Genomic DNA, 17,606 nt, shown 5'->3' on the forward strand with positions numbered 1-17,606 from the left:
GGCCGCCGAGCAGGCCGCGGTGCCGGGCCCGCCCGCACCCGAGGCGCAGGCCGTCCCCGCCTTCACCGCCCCGCCGGCCCCCGGTCAGCACCAGATCCTCGCGCGCACGTGCGCCCAGGGGCACGCGAACCCGCCGTCGCGCGAGACGTGCGCCCTGTGCGACGCGCCCCTCGAGGGCGACGCCGCGCTCGCCGTGCGGCCCGCGCTCGGGCGCGTGCGGATCTCCACCGGGCAGACGGTCGAGCTCGACCGCGGGGTCGTCGTCGGGCGCCGCCCGCGCACCCCGCGCGCCCAGGCGGCCGACCTCCCGCGGCTCGTCACCGTGCCGAGCCCGCAGCAGGACATCTCGCGCTCACACGTCGAGATCACGCTCGAGGGCTGGCACGTCCTCGTCAGCGACATGGCCACGACGAACGGCACGACGCTCCTGCGCGCCGGCCACCCGCCGCGGCGCCTGCACCCGTCGGAGCCGGTGCTCGTCGTCGACGGGGACGTCGCCGACCTCGGCGACGGCGTGACCCTGACGTTCGAGGGAATCCGGTGAGCACGAAGCGCGCACCCTCCCCGCCCCCGGAGATCCAGGGCTTCGAGTACGTCTCGCTCATCGGCTCGGGCGGCTTCTCCGACGTCTTCCTCTACCAGCAGCAGCGCCCCCGCCGCCGGGTCGCCGTCAAGGTCCTCCTCCACGAGTGGTCGAGCCCGTCGCAGCGCGCCGCGTTCGACGCCGAGGCCGACCTCATGGCGACGCTGTCGACGCACCCGTCCATCGTCACGATGTACGAGGCCGACGTCGCCGACGACGGCCGCCCGTACCTCGCCATGGAGTACTGCTCGCGCCCGAACCTCGGCGCGCGCTACCGGTCGGAGCGCCTGTCCGTCCCCGAGGCGCTGCGCACCGCGGTCCAGGTCGCGGGCGCGGTCGAGACGGCCCACCGGGCCGGGATCCTGCACCGCGACATCAAGCCGGCGAACATCCTCGTCACCGAGTACGGGCACCCGGCGCTGACCGACTTCGGCATCTCGTCGACGGTCGACGACGCGGCACGGGCCGAGGGCATGTCGATCCCGTGGTCGCCGCCCGAGTCGTTCGCCGAGCCGCCGCGCAGCGGCATCGCGACCGACGTGTGGGCGCTCGCCGCGACGACGTACACGCTCCTGGCCGGGCGCTCCCCGTTCGAGGTGCCGGGCGGGTCGAACTCGAGCGCGAACCTCATCTCGCGCATCGAGTCGTCGCCGCTGCCGCCCACGGGGCGCTCCGACGTCCCCGCGTCGCTCGAGCGCGTGCTCGCGACGGCCATGGCGAAGAACCCGGCGTCGCGGTACCCGACCGTGCTCGCGTTCGCGCGGGCCCTGCAGCAGGTGCAGAACGAGCTGTCGCTCGCGGTCACGCCGATCGACCTGCTCGACGACTCGGGCCACGTCCACGAGGAGGAGCCGGACGACGACGGCGGCACGCGCCTGCGCCAGGTCGTGTCGATCGACCCGGGCGGGTTCTCGGCGCCGTCGCCGGCGACCTGGCACCCGGCGGGCGCGACGTCCTCGGGCGACACCTCCGCCCACGCTCCCGTCACCGGGCCGGCACCCACCGGGCCGGGGGCGGTCCCGCTCGCCGGCGCCGCCTGGGCAGGCACGGCGGCGACGGGCACGTCCGGCACCCGCCCGACCGCGCCCGTCGGGCAGGACCACGGGGCCGTCGCCGAGCTGACCGACCCGTCGCGGATGTACCCGGGTGCCTCCGCGCGTCCCGCCGCGTGGGGCTCGGCGCCCGTCGAGGACACGGTGCACCGCACCGCGGCCCCTGCCGCGGGGGAGGACGCGCAGGACGAGCCCGTGGCCCGCCGCGGCCCCCTGTGGGGCCTGCTCGCGGGCGTGCTCGTGCTCGTCCTCGCGGCCGTCGGGATCTTCGCGCTCACGCGCGACCGCGGCGCAGGCGAGGAGGCGGCCCCGACGCCGACGAGCGACCGGACCTTCACGCCGTCGGACAACCTCGGGGCGCTCGTCCCGCCGGTGAACGACCTGTCGGGCACGTACGACGAGGCCCGGGGCGCGGTCGTGTTCACCTGGGGGTACGACAGCGCGGACGCGCAGGAGGGCGACACGTTCGGCTGGAAGAAGCTCGACATCGTCGCGGACTCCGGCATCCAGGAGGTCACCGAGCGGTCGGTCGCGGTCCCGGCGGAGCCGGGGGAGCAGGTGTGCGTCGAGGTCGTCGTCATCCGGGGCGGGCGCTTCTCGGCGAACCCCCAGACGGCGTGCGTGCCGGAGGTGGAGCAGGGATGAGCGAGCTGGCGATCGAGTTCTGCGGCGAGTGGTTCCGCCCGTCGCCGGACGGCGAGCCGTTCGACATCGGCCGCGACGGCGACCTCGCCATCGAGGACAACCCCTACCTGCACCGCCGCTTCCTGCGCGTCGCGCGCGAGACCGACATCTGGTGGCTCGCGAACGTGGGCTCGCTCATCTCGGCGACGGTCTGCGACGCGGGCGGCGGCGTGCAGTCGTGGCTGTCCCCGGGCAACCGGCTCCCGCTCGTGTTCCCCACGACGTCGATCGTCTTCACCGCCGGACCGACGACCTACGAGATCACGGCCCAGCTCCGCGGCGCGCCCTACCAGGAGATCCGCTCCGAGGACCCCGACGACGGCGGCGCGACCACGATCGGCATGATCACGTTCACGACGAGCCAGAAGCAGCTCATCGTCGCGCTCGCCGAGCCGATGCTGCGGCGCGACGGCACCGGGCTGTCGGAGATCCCGTCGTCCGCCGCCGCGGCCGCTCGTCTCGGCTGGGCGACGACGCGCTTCAACCGCAAGCTCGACAACGTGTGCGACAAGCTCGACCGGATCGGCGTCAAGGGGCTGCGCGGTGGCCCGGGCGCGCTCGCCACGAACCGGCGCGCGCGGCTCGTCGAGTACGCGGTCGCGTCGCGCCTCGTCACCGCCGCCGACCTGCCCCTGCTCGACGTGACCGACGACGGCTGACCGGCGCACGCCGCGCGGCCGGGGCGACCCTGACGGGGCGCCCCCGCGGCGTGCGCACGGCCCCGCGCGGCGCCCCACGACCCACCCGCCGACCCCGCACGACCGAAGGACCTCCCTGTGCGCATCAAGCTCACGCTGCACCGCCCGGACGCGACCACGACCAACGTCGCGGTCACCGCGGACGCGACGGCGACCGTGCGCGACGTCGCGGAGGCGCTCTTCGCGGGTGACCCGGCCCGGGCGGGGTCGGCCGTCCCGGAGCGGCTCACGCTGCAGGTCGCGAGCGGCCCGACCGGCGGGGGAGCGACGGACCAGGGACGGGTGCTGTCGCCGACGAGCGACCTCGTCGAGGCCGGGCTGCGCTCCGGGTCGACGGTGTCGATCGTGCGCGTGTCCGAGCAGTTCGACGCGCCGGGGCAGGACCGCGGCGCGGCCGTGGCCGTGCTCCGCGTGCTCGAGGGCCCCGACGCCGGGCGCGAGTTCCCGCTGCCCGTCGGCACGAGCTACCTCGGCCGCGACCGCACGATGGACATCCGGCTGAGCGACCCGCAGGTGTCCAAGCGGCACGCCCGCATCACGGTCGGCGAGTCGATCGAGATCACGGACACGAACTCGGCCAACGGGCTCGTCATGGGCGGGCAGCGCATGACCCGCTCGACGCTCACGTCCGCCGACACCGTCACCATCGGCAGCTCCGTGGTGTCGGTCGTGGCGCTGCACCGGTCGACGAGCCTCGCCCCGACCACGCCCGTCGTCGAGTTCAACCGCTCGCCGCGCGTCGTCGCGCGGTTCGGCGAGCGCAAGCTGCGCGCACCCCGGCCGCCGCAGCCGCAGGAGCCCGCGCGCTTCCCCTACCTCGCGATGGTCGCGCCTCTCGTCATGGGCGTGATCCTCTACTCCGTCACGCGCAACGTCCTGTCGATCGTCTTCATCGGGCTCAGCCCGATCCTCATGCTCGGCGCGTACCTCGACGCGAAGATCCAGGGCAGGCGCAGGTTCAAGGCGCAGGCCGAGCAGTTCCGCGCGTCCGTCGCCGCGATGCGCGAGACGATCGCGCGCACCCACGCCGTCGAGCGCGCGGTGCGGCTCACGGAGGCGCCGTCCGTCGCGGACACGGTCGACGCCGTGCGCCGGCTCGGCGGACTGCTGTGGACGCACCGGCCGGAGCACGAGGCGTTCCTCACGGTCCGGATCGGGCTCGGGACCGCGCCGTCGCGCACGCAGGTCGAGCAGCAGAACGAGAACAACACGCTCCCGGAGTTCTGGGCCGAGCTCGAGAAGCTCCACGCGGAGTGCGCGACGATCGACGGCGTGCCGGTCGTCGGCCGCCTGCGCGTCGACGGCGCGCTGGGCATCGCCGGGGCGGGCGCGACCGTGGACGCCGTCGGGCGCGCGGTCCTCGTCCAGCTCGCGGGGCTGCACTCGCCGTCGGAGCTCGTGCTGGCCGCGATCACGTCGCAGCGCTCGCGCGCGGACTGGGAATGGCTCGAGTGGCTGCCGCACACCGGCTCGCCGCACAGCCCGCTCGGCGGCGACCACCTCGCCGACAACCCGGGCGCGGCGCTCGCGCTGCTCTCGCGGCTCGAGGACCTCGTCGAGGCCCGCGGCGCCGACCTCGACCACCACGCCGAGCTGCGCGGCCCGATCGACCCCGAGAACCCCGAGGACACGCCCGCGCCGGTGCTGCCCACCGTCGTCGTGCTCGTCGAGGACGACGCGCCCGTCGACCGCTCGCGGCTCACGCGCCTGGTCGAGCGCGGCGCGGACGCGGGCGTGCACGTCGTGTGGGTCGCCCCGACGGTCGAGCAGCTCCCGGCCGCGTGCCGCACGTTCGTGCTCGTCGACCAGTCGGGCACCGACGGCACCGCCGGTCCGGGGCAACCGGGCGCCGCCTCGGGGGCCACTGCGGGCGAGGTGCGGGTGGGCCGCCTGTCCTTCCCGGTGACGTGCGAGACGGTCGACCTCGCGACCGCGCACGAGGTCGCGCGCATCCTCGCGCCGGTCGTGGACGTCGGCGCGCCGGTGGACGACGACTCCGACCTCCCGCGGTCGGTCTCCTACCTGACGCTCGCCGGGACGTCGCTCGCCGACGACCCGGGCACGCTCGTCGACGCGTGGCGCGAGAACGGCTCGCTCACGCCCCGCGACGGGTCGCCGCCCGTGCGCCGCAAGCGCCCGAGCACGCTGCGCGCGCTCGTCGGGCACTCCGGCACCGAACCGCTCTACCTCGACCTGAAGACCCAGGGCCCGCACGCGCTCGTCGGCGGGACGACGGGCGCCGGCAAGTCGGAGTTCCTCCAGTCCTGGGTGCTCGGCATGGCCGCGGCGCACAGCCCCGACCGCGTGACGTTCCTGTTCGTCGACTACAAGGGCGGCGCCGCGTTCGCCGACTGCGTGAACCTCCCGCACACGGTCGGCCTCGTCACGGACCTCTCGCCGCACCTCGTGCGCCGCGCGCTGACGTCGCTGCGGGCCGAGCTGCGCTACCGCGAGCACCTGCTCAACCGGAAGAAGGCCAAGGACCTCGCGTCGCTCGAGCGCACGGGCGACCCGGACGCGCCGCCGAGCCTGCTCATCGTCGTCGACGAGTTCGCCGCGCTCGTCAACGAGGTGCCGGAGTTCGTCGACGGCGTCGTGGACGTCGCCCAGCGCGGGCGCTCGCTGGGCCTGCACCTCATCCTCGCGACGCAGCGCCCGGCCGGCGTCATCCGCGACAACCTGCGCGCGAACACGAACCTGCGCGTCGCGCTGCGCATGGCCGACGAGGACGACTCGACCGACATCCTCGGCATCCCCATGGCGGCGCACTTCGACCCGTCGATCCCGGGCCGCGGCGCGGTGAAGACCGGCCCGGGGCGCATCACGCCGTTCCAGACCGGCTACGCGGGCGGGTGGACGTCGGCGCGCCCGGAGCGTGCGCGCATCGACGTGCAGGAGATGTCCTTCGGCACGGGCGTGCGCTGGGAGCTGCCCGAGCCGGCGGTGGAGGAGAACGCCGACCCGGGCCCGAACGACATCTCCCGCATCGTCGGGACCATCTCGCGGGCCGCGACGGAGGCCGCCGTGCCGGCGCCGCGCAAGCCGTGGCTCCCCGAGCTCGCCCCGACGTACGACCTCGCGCGGCTGCCCAACCCGCGCACGGACACGATGCTCCTGCTCGGCGTCGAGGACGACCCGACGACGCAGAGCCAGCCGACGGTGTTCTACGAGCCGGACCGCGACGGCAACCTCGCGGTCTTCGGCACCGGTGGCGCGGGCAAGAGCGCGACCCTGCGCTCGATCGCCGTCTCCGCGGCGATCACGGCGCGCGGCGGTCCCGTGCAGGTGTACGCGATCGACGCCGGCGCGAGCGGCCTGCGCATGCTCGAGGACCTGCCCCACGTCGGCGCGGTGATCTCCGCCGACGACGAGGAGCGCGTGCAGCGCGTGCTGCGGATGCTGCGCGACCTCGTCGACGAGCGGTCCGCGCGGTACGCCGCGGTCCGGGCCGGCGACATCTCCGAGTACCGGCGCCTCGCCGGCGCGCCGGACGAGCCGCGCATCCTGCTGCTCGTCGACGGCATCGGGGCCTTCCGCGAGGCGTACGAGTTCCGGGCCGCCCACCAGTTCCCCGTGTGGGGCGCGTTCACGGCGGTCGCGACCGACGGCCGTCAGGTGGGCGTGCACGTCGTCGTCGCCGGTGACCGCGCGGCCTCCGTCCCGACGTCGCTCGGCTCGACCATCCAGAAGCGGCTCGTGCTGCGCCTCGCGAACGAGGACGACTACCTCACGCTCGGCGTCCCGCGCGACGTCCTGTCGCTCACGTCGCCGCCGGGCCGCGGTGTCATCGACGAGAACGAGGTCCAGGTCGCGGTGCTGGGCGGGGACGCCAACGTCGCGCTGCAGGCGCGCGAGCTGACTCGCCTGCGCGACGCGATGGTGCGCCAGGGGATCCCCGAGGCGCCCGGGATCGACCGCCTGCCCGACACCTTCACGCTCGACGCGCTGCCGGTCCTCGCCGGCGACCGCCCGACGATCGGCCTCGACGACCTCGACATCGCGCCCGTCGGGCTCCCGGCGCGGGGCACCTTCCTGCTCGCCGGCCCGCCCGGAGGCGGCCGCACGACGGCGCTCGTCACCATCGCGCAGGCGGTGCGGCGCGCGCGGGCCGGGCGCGTGGTCTACCTGTCGCCGCGGCGCACGAGCATCTCCGGGCTCGACGTGTGGGACACGAGCGCGACGTCGCCCGAGGACGTCGTGACGCTGCTCGGCAGCCTCACGGCCGCGCTGGACGCCGGGTCGCTGCGCCCCGGCGGGCTCACGGTCCTCGCCGAGTCCGTCACCGAGTTCACCGGGACCCCGGCGGAGCAGCCGCTGGCCGCGTTCGTGCGCGCAGCGGTGCGCGCCGAGCAGCTCGTCGTCGGCGAGGCGGAGTCGTCGACGTGGGGGCAGGCGTGGGCGCTCGCGCAGCCGTTCAAGGCGGGCCGGACCGGGCTCCTGCTCACCCCGGGAGACCTGGACGGCGACAACCTGCTCGGCACCGGACTGGGCAGGATCCGCCGCGCCGACTTCCCGCCCGGGCGAGGCTTCCTCGTCGTGTCTGGGCGCGCGCGGAAGATGCACGTCGCGCTGCCCGGGTAGCGGCGCGGGGAGGCCGGTGGCAGCGATGGGGACACCTCCCCATCGACCGCCGGCCAGGACCGATGGTTGAGTACTGCCATCGGGAACGCACACGGCGCCCACGAGGGTGGGTGCCACGACAGGAGGGAATCACCATGGCCGGTGGCATGTGGGGCGCTAACGTCGAGGAGCTGCGCGGGCTCGGGCAGACGCTGCAGCAGAAGGCGGACGAGATCCGCACGACGATGCAGAACCTCAACAGCCAGATCCAGGGTGTGGCCTGGGAGGGCCCCGACGCGCAGCAGTTCAAGGGCAACGACTGGCCCGCCGCGCAGACGCAGCTCAACAACGTCGCGCAGACGCTGACGGACGCGGGCCAGAAGGCCCAGCAGAACGCGCAGCAGCAGGAGCAGGCGTCGAACGCCTGATCCGCCGCAGCACGACGCAGGGCGCGGGACCGCACAGGTCCCGCGCCCTTCGTCGTGCCGTCTGGGAGACTGGCGCGCGGACTGCCGACGACGAAGGGCTGCTGATCGCATGACCGACCTGCGCTACCCGAGCGACGACTTCCCGGCCCCGGTCGGCGTGAGCCTGACCGCGCCCGAGCGCTGGGTCCCGCTCCCGCACGTCGCGCTCCCGCTCGCCCTCGGCCGCGAGGTGCCCGAGGGGGAGTTCAACCCGAACGTCATCGTCGTCGTCTCGCGCGTGCGCGCCGAGGTCTCGCTCGAGGACGCGCACGCCGAGGTGCTGCGCAAGCTGCGGCCGATGCCGAAGATGCGCGAGCTCGACGGGGGCGAGGTCGACGTCGACGGGCTGCCGGGTCGCTGGGTGGAGGCCTCGTTCAAGGGCGGTGCGGGCGCGGTGCTCGTGCAGTCGGTGCGCACCGTGATCGTCCCGCGCGGCCCGGTCGCCGACCTCGTGCAGACGACCGGCACGTGCACCGTGGTGCAGCAGCCGTGGGCGGGCGAGGAGATCCGTGCCGTCCAGGAGAGCCTGCGGCTGGACCGCTGAGGCCGGCGCCCGAGACCTCCCCGCCGCCGTCACCGTTTACATTCGCCCGGATCACAAGACGGGGTGTCCGGGTCGCGGGAGGGCTGGCACAGTAGGAGAGTCGGGAGAGGGCTGGGTGAGGCTACCCTCACCCGGTCGTACAATCGAGAAGGTCATCCGCGGCCACGACCACCGGCCGCCGCGCTGCGACCGCCCTGCACGTGTCGCGCGAACCTGACTCCCGTCCTCGACCGGAAGGCGTCCTGTCCTGTGAGCAGCATCCGTCCCCTGCGCGTCGCGATCGTCGGCGCGGGTCCCGCCGGGATCTACGCCGCGGACATCCTGTCCAAGACCGATCTCGACGTGAGCATCGACCTCTTCGAGCGTCTGCCCGCGCCGTTCGGCCTCGTGCGCTACGGCGTCGCGCCCGACCACCCGCGCATCAAGCAGATCATCGTGGCGCTGCACAAGGTGCTCAGCCGCGGGGACATCCGCCTCCTCGCGAACGTGGACTACGGGGTCGACCTCAAGCTCGACGACCTGCGCCAGTACTACGACGCGGTCATCTTCTCGACGGGGTCGATCCGCGACGCGGCGCTGCCCATCGAGGGCATCGACCTGCCGGGCTCGTTCGGCGCGGCGGACTTCGTGTCCTGGTACGACGGTCACCCCGACGTGCCGCGCACCTGGCCGCTCGACGCGCAGCAGGTCGCCGTGCTTGGCGCCGGCAACGTCGCCCTCGACGTCGCGCGCATCCTCGCCAAGCACGCCGACGACCTGCTGCCCACCGAGATCCCGCAGAACGTCTACGAGGGTCTCAAGGCCTCGCTCGTCACCGACGTCCACGTGTTCGCGCGCCGTGGCCCGGCGCAGGCGAAGTTCTCGCCGCTCGAGCTGCGCGAGCTCGGCCACGTGCCGGACGTCGACGTCGTCGTGTACCCCGAGGACTTCGAGTTCGACGAGGGCTCGACGGCCGCGATCAGCGCGTCCAACCAGACGAAGCAGGTCGTCAAGACGCTCACCGACTGGGCGCTCAAGGACCCGTCCGAGCTCAAGGCCTCGCGCCGCCTGCACCTGCACTTCCTCCACGCGCCGGCCGCGGTCCTCGGCGACGGCAAGGTCGAGGGCCTGCGCACGGAGCGCACGCGCCTCAACGGCGACGGCACCGTGTCGGGCACCGGCGAGTTCCACGAGTGGCCCGTCCAGGCGGTGTACCGCGCCGTCGGCTACTTCGGCTCGCCGCTGCCCGAGATCCCGTTCGACGAGCTCAAGGGCGTCATCCCGAACCGCGAGGGACGCGTCGTCGACATCGACGGCGAGCACCTCCCCGGCGTCTACGCGACCGGCTGGATCAAGCGCGGCCCGGTCGGCCTCATCGGCCACACGAAGTCCGACGCGTCGGAGACGATCCGCCACCTCGTCGAGGACGTCACGGGCGCCGGTGACGGCGGTGACGTCGCAGCGGCCGACCTCGAGGGCGGCCGCGTGGCCCCGCTCGGGTCGCCCGACGCGATCGTCGAGTTCCTCGCCGAGCGCGGCGTGAACTACGTCGAGTGGTCCGGCTGGGAGCTCCTCGACGCGTTCGAGCGCGGCCTCGGCGAGCCGCACGGTCGCGAGCGCATCAAGGTGGTCCCGCGCGAGGAGATGATCCGCGTGGCTCGCGGGGAGTCGCAGGTCGGCTGACCGCGCCCCGGGACGCCAGCCTCGACGGCGCCCCGCCCACCCGGGCGGGGCGCCGTCGTCGTCCCCGGGAACGCCCTGACGTGCTCGCACGTTCAGGTGGTGGACGACGGCGCGGCCGGCGTCCGCGGGCGGCCCGGCGCACGGCGGGCCGCCCCGAGCGTGGAAAGGAGCGCACGTGGGACGACGTCAGCACTTCAACGGGCTCAAGACCGCCGCGCTGTTCGGCGTCATGTGGGTCATCGTCCTCGGCCTGTGGGCGCTGTTCGGGGCCCGCGCCGGCACGCTGTGGATCTTCGTCGGCATCGGGCTCGTCACGACGTTCTACGGGTACTGGAACTCGGACAAGATCGCGATCCGCGCGATGCACGCCCGGCCCGTGAGCGAGCTCGAGCAGCCGGCGATGTACCGGATCGTGCGCGAGCTCTCGACCGCGGCGCGCCAGCCCATGCCGCGGCTGTACGTCTCGCCCACGCAGGCCCCCAACGCGTTCGCCACCGGCCGCAACCCGAAGAACGCCGCCGTGTGCTGCACGGAAGGGATCCTGCGCCTCCTCGACGAGCGCGAGCTGCGCGGCGTGCTCGGGCACGAGCTCATGCACGTGTACAACCGCGACATCCTCACGTCGTCCGTCGCCGGTGCGATGGCCGGCGTCATCACCTCCCTGGCCCAGCTCCTGCTGTTCTTCGGCGGGGACCGCGAACGGGGCGGCAACCCGCTGGCGGCGCTCGCGATGATGTTCCTCGCGCCGATCGCCGCGATGCTGATCCAGATGGCGATCTCGCGGACGCGCGAGTACGACGCGGACGAGGACGGCGCACGGCTCACCGGTGACCCGCTGGCCCTGGCGTCGGCGCTGCGCAAGCTGGACGCCGGCACCAAGCGGGCACCGCTGCCCCAGAACCGCGACCTCGTGGACGTCTCGCACCTCATGATCGCCAACCCGTTCCGCGGCGCGGGGGTGGGCAAGATGTTCGCCACGCACCCGCCCATGGCCGACCGCATCCGGCGGCTCGAGGCGATGGCCGGCCACGGGCCGGGCTACGGCGGCATCACGTACCACTGAGCCCGACGCGCGGGCGTCCGGAGCCCGTCCGGGCGTCAGGCGTCGGCGACGACGCCGTGCCGCGCGAGCTCGCCGAGCAGGGCCTTCGCGACGCCGTCCGCGTCGTTCGTCGCGGTCGCGTCCGTCGCGGCGGCGAGCACGTCGGGGTGCGCGTTCGCGACCGCGAAGGACCGGCCGGCCCAGCGCAGCATCGGCAGGTCGTTCGGCATGTCGCCGAACGCCCACACCTCGTGCGGCCCGACGCCGAGCCGCGCGCACCAGCGCGCCAGCGCCGCGTCCTTCGTCACCTCCGGCGCCAGGAGCTCGGCCAACCCGGCGGCGCCGGAGTAGGCGAGGTGCGCCCGGTCGCCGACGACGTCGCGCACCCGGGCGAAGAAGCGCTCCTGCGCGGGGTCCTCCTCCCGTGCGACGACGACCGGCCGGGTCGCCGGCGCGTCGGGCGCGGGCGCGGCGCCGCGCCGGCGCGCCAGGATTTTTCCCACGGGCCCGGGCACGGGCGTCGGTCCCGTGGACGACGCTCCGAGCGTGCCTTCCACGGGCCGGACGACGTCGGCCTCCGCCGGGTCAGACGCGTCGTCGGCGGGAGAGCGGAAGCCCGGGTCGAACGTCGGCCCCTCGACGCGCTCGAGCGCGAGCGCGACGTCGGGCACGGCCGCGCGCAGGTCGGCGACGAGGTCCAGCGCGGCGTCGTCGCGGAACCCGCAGACGTCGAGCGCGCGCTCGGTCGCGAGGTCCCACACCGCCGCACCGCCCAGGCAGATGACGCGCCCGTGTCCGCCCACGACGTCGCGCAGCGGCGCCAGCCACCGGGGCGGGCGCGCCGTCACGAACACGATCTCGACCCCCGCGCGCTCGGCGGCGAGGAGCGCCGCGCGCGTGCGGGGCGACACGGTGCCGTCGCTGCGCAGCAGCGTCCCGTCGAGGTCCGTCGCGACGAGCCGCGGCAGGGAGCCGCGGCGCGGGCTGGACGCGCGAGCGGGGCGCGGCGGGTGAGCGGGGCGCGGCACAGCCCTACTCTCGCACGGTGCTCGTCGCCAGCCGGTCGCCAGCTGGTCGCCGCTGCTCGTCGGCAGGTGGCGGGCGGAGCCGGTGGCGGGTGCGCCCGGCCGACGCCGGGTCTACGGTCGAGAGGATGGGTCGGGCCCGGCTCGTCAGCCTGCGACGAGGCGGAGACGAGCATGTCGGACACCCTGGCCATCGAGCAGGCGCTCGCGAGAGGGCCCCGCCAGCGCATCGGCCGGTACCGGCTCGACCTCGGGACCGGCCGGTGGTGGTGGTCGGACGAGACGTTCCTCATGCACGGGTTCCGGCCCGGCGACGTCGTGCCGACGACCGAGCTGGTGCTGGCTCACAAGCACCCGGACGACCGGGACCGGGTCGAGAGCGTGCTCGAGGCGGCGCGCACGACCGGGGAGCCGTTCGCGAGCATGCACCGCATCATGGACGCCCGGGGCCGGGAGCGGTCGCTCGTCGTCGTCGGTCAGGGCAGGCGCAGGCCGCGCGACGGGCAGGTCGTCGAGCTCGTCGGCTACTTCGTCGACGTCACGGACGTCGTGGCGCGGCAGGCGCAGGCGCGGGCCCAGGAGGACATCCGCGCGGCGGGGGCGACCCGCGGCCCCATCGAGCAGGCCAAGGGCGTCGTCGCGATGGTGCGGGGCGTGAGCCCGGACGACGCGTTCGAGCTCCTCCGACGTCTGTCGAACGAGCGGAACGTGCGGCTGCGGGACCTGGCCGGCGAGGTGGTCGGGGTCGCGTGCGCGGGCGGTCCCGACCCGATCGGCCGCGTCGCCGCCCTGCTCGCGTGACGGCACGGGGCCGGACGCGACCCTGCCGGCGCCGTGCCGTCGGTGCCCGGCGCCGGCGCCGGCGTCAGCGGTAGTTGGTGAACTGCAGCGCGACGTCCAGGTCCGCGGCCTTGAGCAGCGCGATGACGGTCTGCAGGTCGTCGCGCGACTTGCTCGTCACGCGGACCTCGTCGCCGGTGATCTGCGTCTTGACGGCCTTGGGGCCCTCGTCGCGGATGATCTTGGTGATCTTCTTGGCGTTCTCGCTCGACAGCCCCTCCTTGAGGGTCGCCGCGAGGCGGTACTCCTTGCCCGACGCCTTGGGCTCCTTGTCGCCGGTGTCGAGCGACTTGAGCGAGATCCCGCGCTTGATGAGCTTGGTCTCGAAGACGTCGAGGATCGCGAGCACGCGCTCCGCGGAGTTCGCGACCATGAGGATGCTCTCGCCGCTCCACGAGATCGACGCGCCGACGTTGCGGAAGTCGTAGCGCTGCGAGACCTCCTTGGCGGCCTGGTTGAGCGCGTTGTCGACCTCCTGACGGTCGACCTTGCTCACGATGTCGAACGACGAGTCGGCCATGGAATCTCCCTCGGGACGGCGCGGCGTGGGTGCGGCGTGCTGCTGCGTGCGCAGACCACCGTAGCCGAGTCGGCGGACCCCGACCGTCGGAGACGGTCCTCCGGCGACCCTGCCGCCCGGACGTCACCGGGCCCCGGACGAGCGCGGTGCTCGCCAGGGGCCCGGTCCGTGCCTGGATGACGTCAGCCGATCGCGTCCCCGGTGAGGACGGTCCGGCCGGTGGCCGTCGCGCCGTCGTCCGCCGCGGTCACCGAGACGGTGACCGTCCCGGCGGAGCCGTCACCGCCGCGCATCGCGAACGCGTGGTACGCGTTCGCGCCCGGGGCGACGTCGTCGAACGAGCGGGTGCCGTACTGCGTCTCCACGGTGACGTCCACCGCGACGTCGGCGTCGTTGCGCACCCGCACCGCGAGGTACGACTGCGACCCGAGCTGACGCACCTGCGCCTCGACGGTGTGCTCGAGCTCGTCGCCCGGCTCGGCCGCGCGTGCGAGCGACACCTCGACCGCTTCGGAGACGCGGTCGCCGAAGCCCTGCACGACGGACACCACGGTGCCGGTCGTGGCGATCGAGGTCGCCGGGACCGCGAGCGACCACGTGCCGTCCTCGGCGACGGTGGTCGTGACCGCCTCGGCGCCGGCGGGCGTGGCCGTCACCGTTGCGCGCGGCGTGCCGACGCCGCCGATCGCGACCTCGGTCTCGTCCGCGGGGACGGGCTGCTCGGGCACCTCGGTCACCGCGAGACCGGCGAGGTCCGGGCGGGCCGTGAGCCACTCGTCGCGGTCGAGCGGACGGTCGACGATCCGCGTCTCACCGACGCAGCCGTGCCAGCCGTTGGTCGCGGCGTCGTCGACCCAGTCGGAGCCGATGATCCACGGCATGCCCGGGTTGAAGGAGGCCCCGACGGTGTCCAGAGCGGTGCGCAGCACCGGTGCGCCGTTGACGTACATCGTGGTCTCGGCGGTCGCGGGGTCGTTGACCATCGCGACGTGGCTCCAGGTGTCGACCATGATCTCGCCGGACCAGTTCGTCCTGTCGCCCTTGGTCGCGTCCTGGCCGACCTCGGTCCACTGGAACTCGCGGAGGTTGGAGATGCCCAGCGCCGTGGGCGATGCGGTGTAGTCCCAGCGGCTCCACGGCATGCCGGGGATCCGCGAGCGGTTGCCGGTGCGCACGAGCGCCTTGCTCCACTGGTTCGCCTCGGCGGTCCAGTCGGGATCCATCCGCACGAACGTCTCGATCGTGTAGCCGTTCGACAGGTCGGCGTCGTTGACCGGGGCGTCGGCGTCCGTGGTGAGGTAGCTGTAGCGGTCGGTGACGCGGCTGGAGTCCGCGAAGCACACGGCCTGGCCGGACGACGAGTACGGGTACGACTCGTCGACCACGGTGACGTCCTCGACCTGCGCGGTCGGGGACCCGGACTCGGCGATCGAGACGCGGTGCAGGTCGCTGTCGCCCGCGACGTCCTCGACGACCGCGCCCTCGGTCAGCGTCCCGGTCTCGCCGGTCGTGCGCCAGTGCGCGAGCGTGCCGTCGACCTCGACGTAGTCCTCGGCGCTCCCCGGCGCGACGTCCGTGGAGCCGGGCACGCCCTCGAACCCGTCGGTGATCAGCTCGACCGCCCGGTCGTCGAGGGACGGCAGCTGCCCGTCGCCCGGGCCGAACTCCGGGTTGAAGCCGCCGAAGCGCTCGGCGAAGTCGATGTCGATCGAGAAGCTCTGCGCGTCGCCCTCGAGCACCGGGTCGTCGTAGGACGTGAGCGACTCCGTGGGCTTGCTGACGACCCACGGAGAGACCGTCGCCACGTCGATGACGTCGTTGGACAGGTCGAACTCGAACAGCCCGAGGTACCCGTTCCCGCCCTCGTAGGCCATCTGGTAGTCCATGAGGATCTGCGTGACGGTGTGGCCCGCGTCGTTGGTGCGCTCCGTCACCGCGGCGCCGTGGTAGTGCCCGTTGAGCGTGAGGAAGATCTGGTCGTTCTGCGCGATGAGCCCGTCCCACAGGCGCTGGCCGTTCGCGCTCGTGCCGCCGGTGCGGCCGTCGGCGTCGACGTCGGCGTTGACGATGTCGTGCGACGTGAGGATCACGGGCAGCGTCGGGTGCGCGTCGAGGACGCCCTGCGCCCACGCGAGCGTCGCGTCGGAGGCGCGCCACGAGAGGGCGAGCACGAGGAACTGCTGCCCCTCGGCCTCGAACACCTGGTACTGGTTCATGCCGGTCGGGTCGGTCCCGCCGTCGGTCACCTGCGCCGCGGCGCGCTCCGGGCCGAACCACTTCAGGTACGGCTCGTTCGCGAGGTCGTACTCGGTGTCGAAGTGGTCGTCCGCGGAGTTGCGCACGTCGTGGTTGCCGGCGAGCACGGAGTAGGGGAGCGCGGCGTCCTCGAGCGTGCGCATGGCGGCGTCCGCCGTCGTCCACTCGTTCTCGACCCCGACGCGGTCCACGACGTCGCCGAGGTGCGTGACGAACGGGATGTTGAGCTCGTCGGCGTGCTCGGCCAGCCACGCCGTCTGCACGGCGAACGGGTTCGTGCCGTAGTCGGGCTCGAAGTTGGACTGCGCGTAGCGAGAGTAGAACTGGGTGTCCGGCAGGACGGCGAGCGTGAAGCGCGAGCCGAGGTCGTCGGCGACCTCGGCGGCAACCGCCGTGGTGGTGGCAGTGGGTGTGGCGGTGGCGGGTGCGGCGGCGAGGCCGACGCTCGTCGTGAGGACGGCGAGGGCGGTCGCGGGCGCGGCGGCGGCGCGGAGCCGTCGGGAGCCTCGGGGCACGGGAGGACCTTTCGATAGCCGTGGGGCTAGCCGTGACGGCCGTCGCACAGGCCGCCGCTAGCGCTGTCAGGTCAGGACACCGGTCGGCCCGGGAAGGTTCGTTCCAGCCGGCACTGCGACGCTAGGGGCGTGCCGTGAACGGGGGCCGTCGCCGACGTGAACGTCGGCGCTCGATTCGACCGGGGCGGTCAGCGCGGCGTGGCGCGCGCCAGGCGCGCGGCGCGGGCGGACCGCAACCCGTCGGCGCTGAGGACGGCCAGGGCGGCCCAGACGAGGGCGAAGCCGGCCCACCGCGCAGGCGGCATGTGCTCGTGGAAGACGAGGATCCCGCAGAGGAGCTGGAGGACGGGCGCGAGGTACTGCAGCATGCCGACGAGCGACAGCGGGATGCGGCGTGCCGCCGAGGAGAACAGCAGGAGCGGCACGGCCGTGACGAGCCCCGAGGAGGCGAGCAGCAGCGCGTGCGCCGGGTCGGTCGTCGTGAACGTGCCGGCGCCGGTCGCGCCGAGCCAGACGAGGTAGCCGAGCGCGAGCGGGGCGAGCGTCGCCGTCTCGGCCGCGAGGCCGGGCAGGGCCTCGACGCTGCGACCCGTGCGGTTCTTCACGAGGCCGTAGAGCCCGAAGCTGAAGGCGACCCCGAGCGCGATCCACGGCACCCGCCCGACGCCCACCGTGATGACGGCGACGGCGACCACGCCGAGCCCGAGCGCCGCCCACTGCGCCGGCCGCAGCCGTTCGCGCAGCACGACGACGGCGAGGAGCACGGTGACGAGGGGGTTCACGAAGTACCCGAGTGCGGCGTCGAGCACGTGCCCGGACAGCACGCCGTAGACGTAGATCGTCCAGTTGGTCGCCACGAGGACCGCGGCGACGGCGAGCAGCCCGAGCGTGCGCGGGCTGCGGAGCACGCGCACGAAGCGGCCGAGCTGCCGCGCCACGAGCAGCATGAGCACGCACACGACCAGGCTCCACACGATGCGGTGGGCGATGATCTCGAGCGGCGCTGCGGGCTCGAGGAGCGGGAAGTAGAGCGGCATCGCGCCCCACAGGACGTAGGCGCTCGCGCCGGCGAGAAGTCCGCGGCGGTCGACGCCCGTGTCGTCGGGACTGCCGGCCGCGGCGGGGCGCCCGGCAGTGGCGGAGGGGGCGGCGTCGGGG

General features: G+C 74.1%; 13 protein-coding genes. 9 read left to right on the forward strand and 4 right to left on the reverse strand.

What is annotated here, in order from left to right; all coding sequences use genetic code 11:
• The 8 genes from JZ5iCDA_RS08860 to htpX all read left to right on the forward strand — a co-directional run.
• Window positions 1–544, forward strand: a 544-nt coding sequence (locus JZ5iCDA_RS08860) for an FHA domain-containing protein (protein WP_139123037.1), incomplete at its 5' end; no start/stop codon positions are given.
• Window positions 541–2,280 carry a serine/threonine-protein kinase gene (locus tag JZ5iCDA_RS08865; protein ID WP_069386843.1) on the forward strand — a complete coding sequence of 580 codons (1,740 nt, stop codon included), beginning with the start codon at window positions 541–543 and terminating at the stop codon, window positions 2,278–2,280. The genes JZ5iCDA_RS08860 and JZ5iCDA_RS08865, both read left to right, overlap by 4 nt.
• Window positions 2,277–2,978, forward strand: a complete 702-nt coding sequence (locus JZ5iCDA_RS08870) for a hypothetical protein (RefSeq protein WP_069386844.1) — start codon at window positions 2,277–2,279, stop codon at window positions 2,976–2,978. Before JZ5iCDA_RS08865 ends, JZ5iCDA_RS08870 begins: the two co-directional genes overlap by 4 nt.
• A 117-nt stretch (window positions 2,979–3,095) precedes the next feature.
• Window positions 3,096–7,598 carry an FtsK/SpoIIIE domain-containing protein gene (locus tag JZ5iCDA_RS08875; protein WP_069386845.1) on the forward strand — a complete coding sequence of 1,501 codons (4,503 nt, stop codon included), beginning with the start codon at window positions 3,096–3,098 and terminating at the stop codon, window positions 7,596–7,598.
• A gap of 146 nt (window positions 7,599–7,744) precedes the next feature.
• Entirely contained in the window at window positions 7,745–8,005 is a 261-nt protein-coding gene (locus JZ5iCDA_RS08880) for a hypothetical protein (RefSeq protein ID WP_069386853.1), read from the forward strand.
• Window positions 8,006–8,114: 109 nt separating this feature from the next.
• On the forward strand, window positions 8,115–8,588 hold the full coding sequence (locus tag JZ5iCDA_RS08885) for an LpqN/LpqT family lipoprotein (RefSeq protein ID WP_069386846.1): 474 nt from the start codon (window positions 8,115–8,117) through the stop codon (window positions 8,586–8,588).
• A 249-nt stretch (window positions 8,589–8,837) separates the two neighbouring features.
• The gene (locus JZ5iCDA_RS08890) at window positions 8,838–10,250 is read left to right on the forward strand and encodes an FAD-dependent oxidoreductase (protein ID WP_069386847.1); all 1,413 of its coding nucleotides are present in this window, start codon (window positions 8,838–8,840) and stop codon (window positions 10,248–10,250) included.
• A 175-nt stretch (window positions 10,251–10,425) separates the two neighbouring features.
• Window positions 10,426–11,313, forward strand: coding sequence for a zinc metalloprotease HtpX (gene htpX, locus JZ5iCDA_RS08895; protein ID WP_069386848.1), 888 nt, complete (start codon window positions 10,426–10,428; stop codon window positions 11,311–11,313).
• A 35-nt stretch (window positions 11,314–11,348) separates the two neighbouring features.
• On the opposite strand, the gene JZ5iCDA_RS08900 is transcribed toward htpX, so the two are convergent.
• Window positions 11,349–12,320, reverse strand: a complete 972-nt coding sequence (locus JZ5iCDA_RS08900; protein WP_069386849.1) for an HAD family hydrolase — start codon at window positions 12,318–12,320, stop codon at window positions 11,349–11,351.
• A 171-nt stretch (window positions 12,321–12,491) separates the two neighbouring features.
• On the opposite strand from JZ5iCDA_RS08900, the gene JZ5iCDA_RS08905 reads away from it, so the two are divergent.
• The gene (locus JZ5iCDA_RS08905; RefSeq protein ID WP_069386850.1) at window positions 12,492–13,118 is read left to right on the forward strand and encodes a PAS and ANTAR domain-containing protein; all 627 of its coding nucleotides are present in this window, start codon (window positions 12,492–12,494) and stop codon (window positions 13,116–13,118) included.
• A 64-nt stretch (window positions 13,119–13,182) separates the two neighbouring features.
• On the opposite strand, the gene JZ5iCDA_RS08910 is transcribed toward JZ5iCDA_RS08905, so the two are convergent.
• The 3 genes from JZ5iCDA_RS08910 to rarD form a co-directional block, all read right to left on the reverse strand.
• Window positions 13,183–13,677 carry a YajQ family cyclic di-GMP-binding protein gene (locus JZ5iCDA_RS08910; protein ID WP_069386851.1) on the reverse strand — a complete coding sequence of 165 codons (495 nt, stop codon included), beginning with the start codon at window positions 13,675–13,677 and terminating at the stop codon, window positions 13,183–13,185.
• Between the two features lie 182 nt (window positions 13,678–13,859).
• Window positions 13,860–16,448, reverse strand: a complete 2,589-nt coding sequence (locus JZ5iCDA_RS08915) for a metallophosphoesterase (RefSeq protein WP_069386852.1) — start codon at window positions 16,446–16,448, stop codon at window positions 13,860–13,862.
• 188 nt (window positions 16,449–16,636) lie between these two features.
• A complete protein-coding gene (rarD, locus tag JZ5iCDA_RS08920; RefSeq protein WP_069386854.1) occupies window positions 16,637–17,497 on the reverse strand; it encodes an EamA family transporter RarD in 861 nt (286 codons plus the stop codon).
• Between the last annotated feature and the right edge of the window lie 109 nt (window positions 17,498–17,606).

The organism is Cellulosimicrobium cellulans (genome assembly GCF_001722485.1).
GTDB lineage: Bacteria > Actinomycetota > Actinomycetes > Actinomycetales > Cellulomonadaceae > Cellulosimicrobium > Cellulosimicrobium cellulans_A.

Bases quoted from the DNA above. Each gene is read 5' to 3' on its own strand.
- JZ5iCDA_RS08870 (WP_069386844.1), top strand. From the start codon at position 2,277: ATGAGCGAGCTGGCGATCGAGTTCTGCGGCGAGTGGTTCCGCCCGTCG.
- JZ5iCDA_RS08880 (WP_069386853.1), top strand. From the start codon at position 7,745: ATGTGGGGCGCTAACGTCGAGGAGCTGCGCGGGCTCGGGCAGACGCTG.
- JZ5iCDA_RS08885 (WP_069386846.1), top strand. From the start codon at position 8,115: ATGACCGACCTGCGCTACCCGAGCGACGACTTCCCGGCCCCGGTCGGC.
- JZ5iCDA_RS08905 (WP_069386850.1), top strand. From the start codon at position 12,492: ATGTCGGACACCCTGGCCATCGAGCAGGCGCTCGCGAGAGGGCCCCGC.
- JZ5iCDA_RS08910 (WP_069386851.1), bottom strand. From the start codon at position 13,677: ATGGCCGACTCGTCGTTCGACATCGTGAGCAAGGTCGACCGTCAGGAG.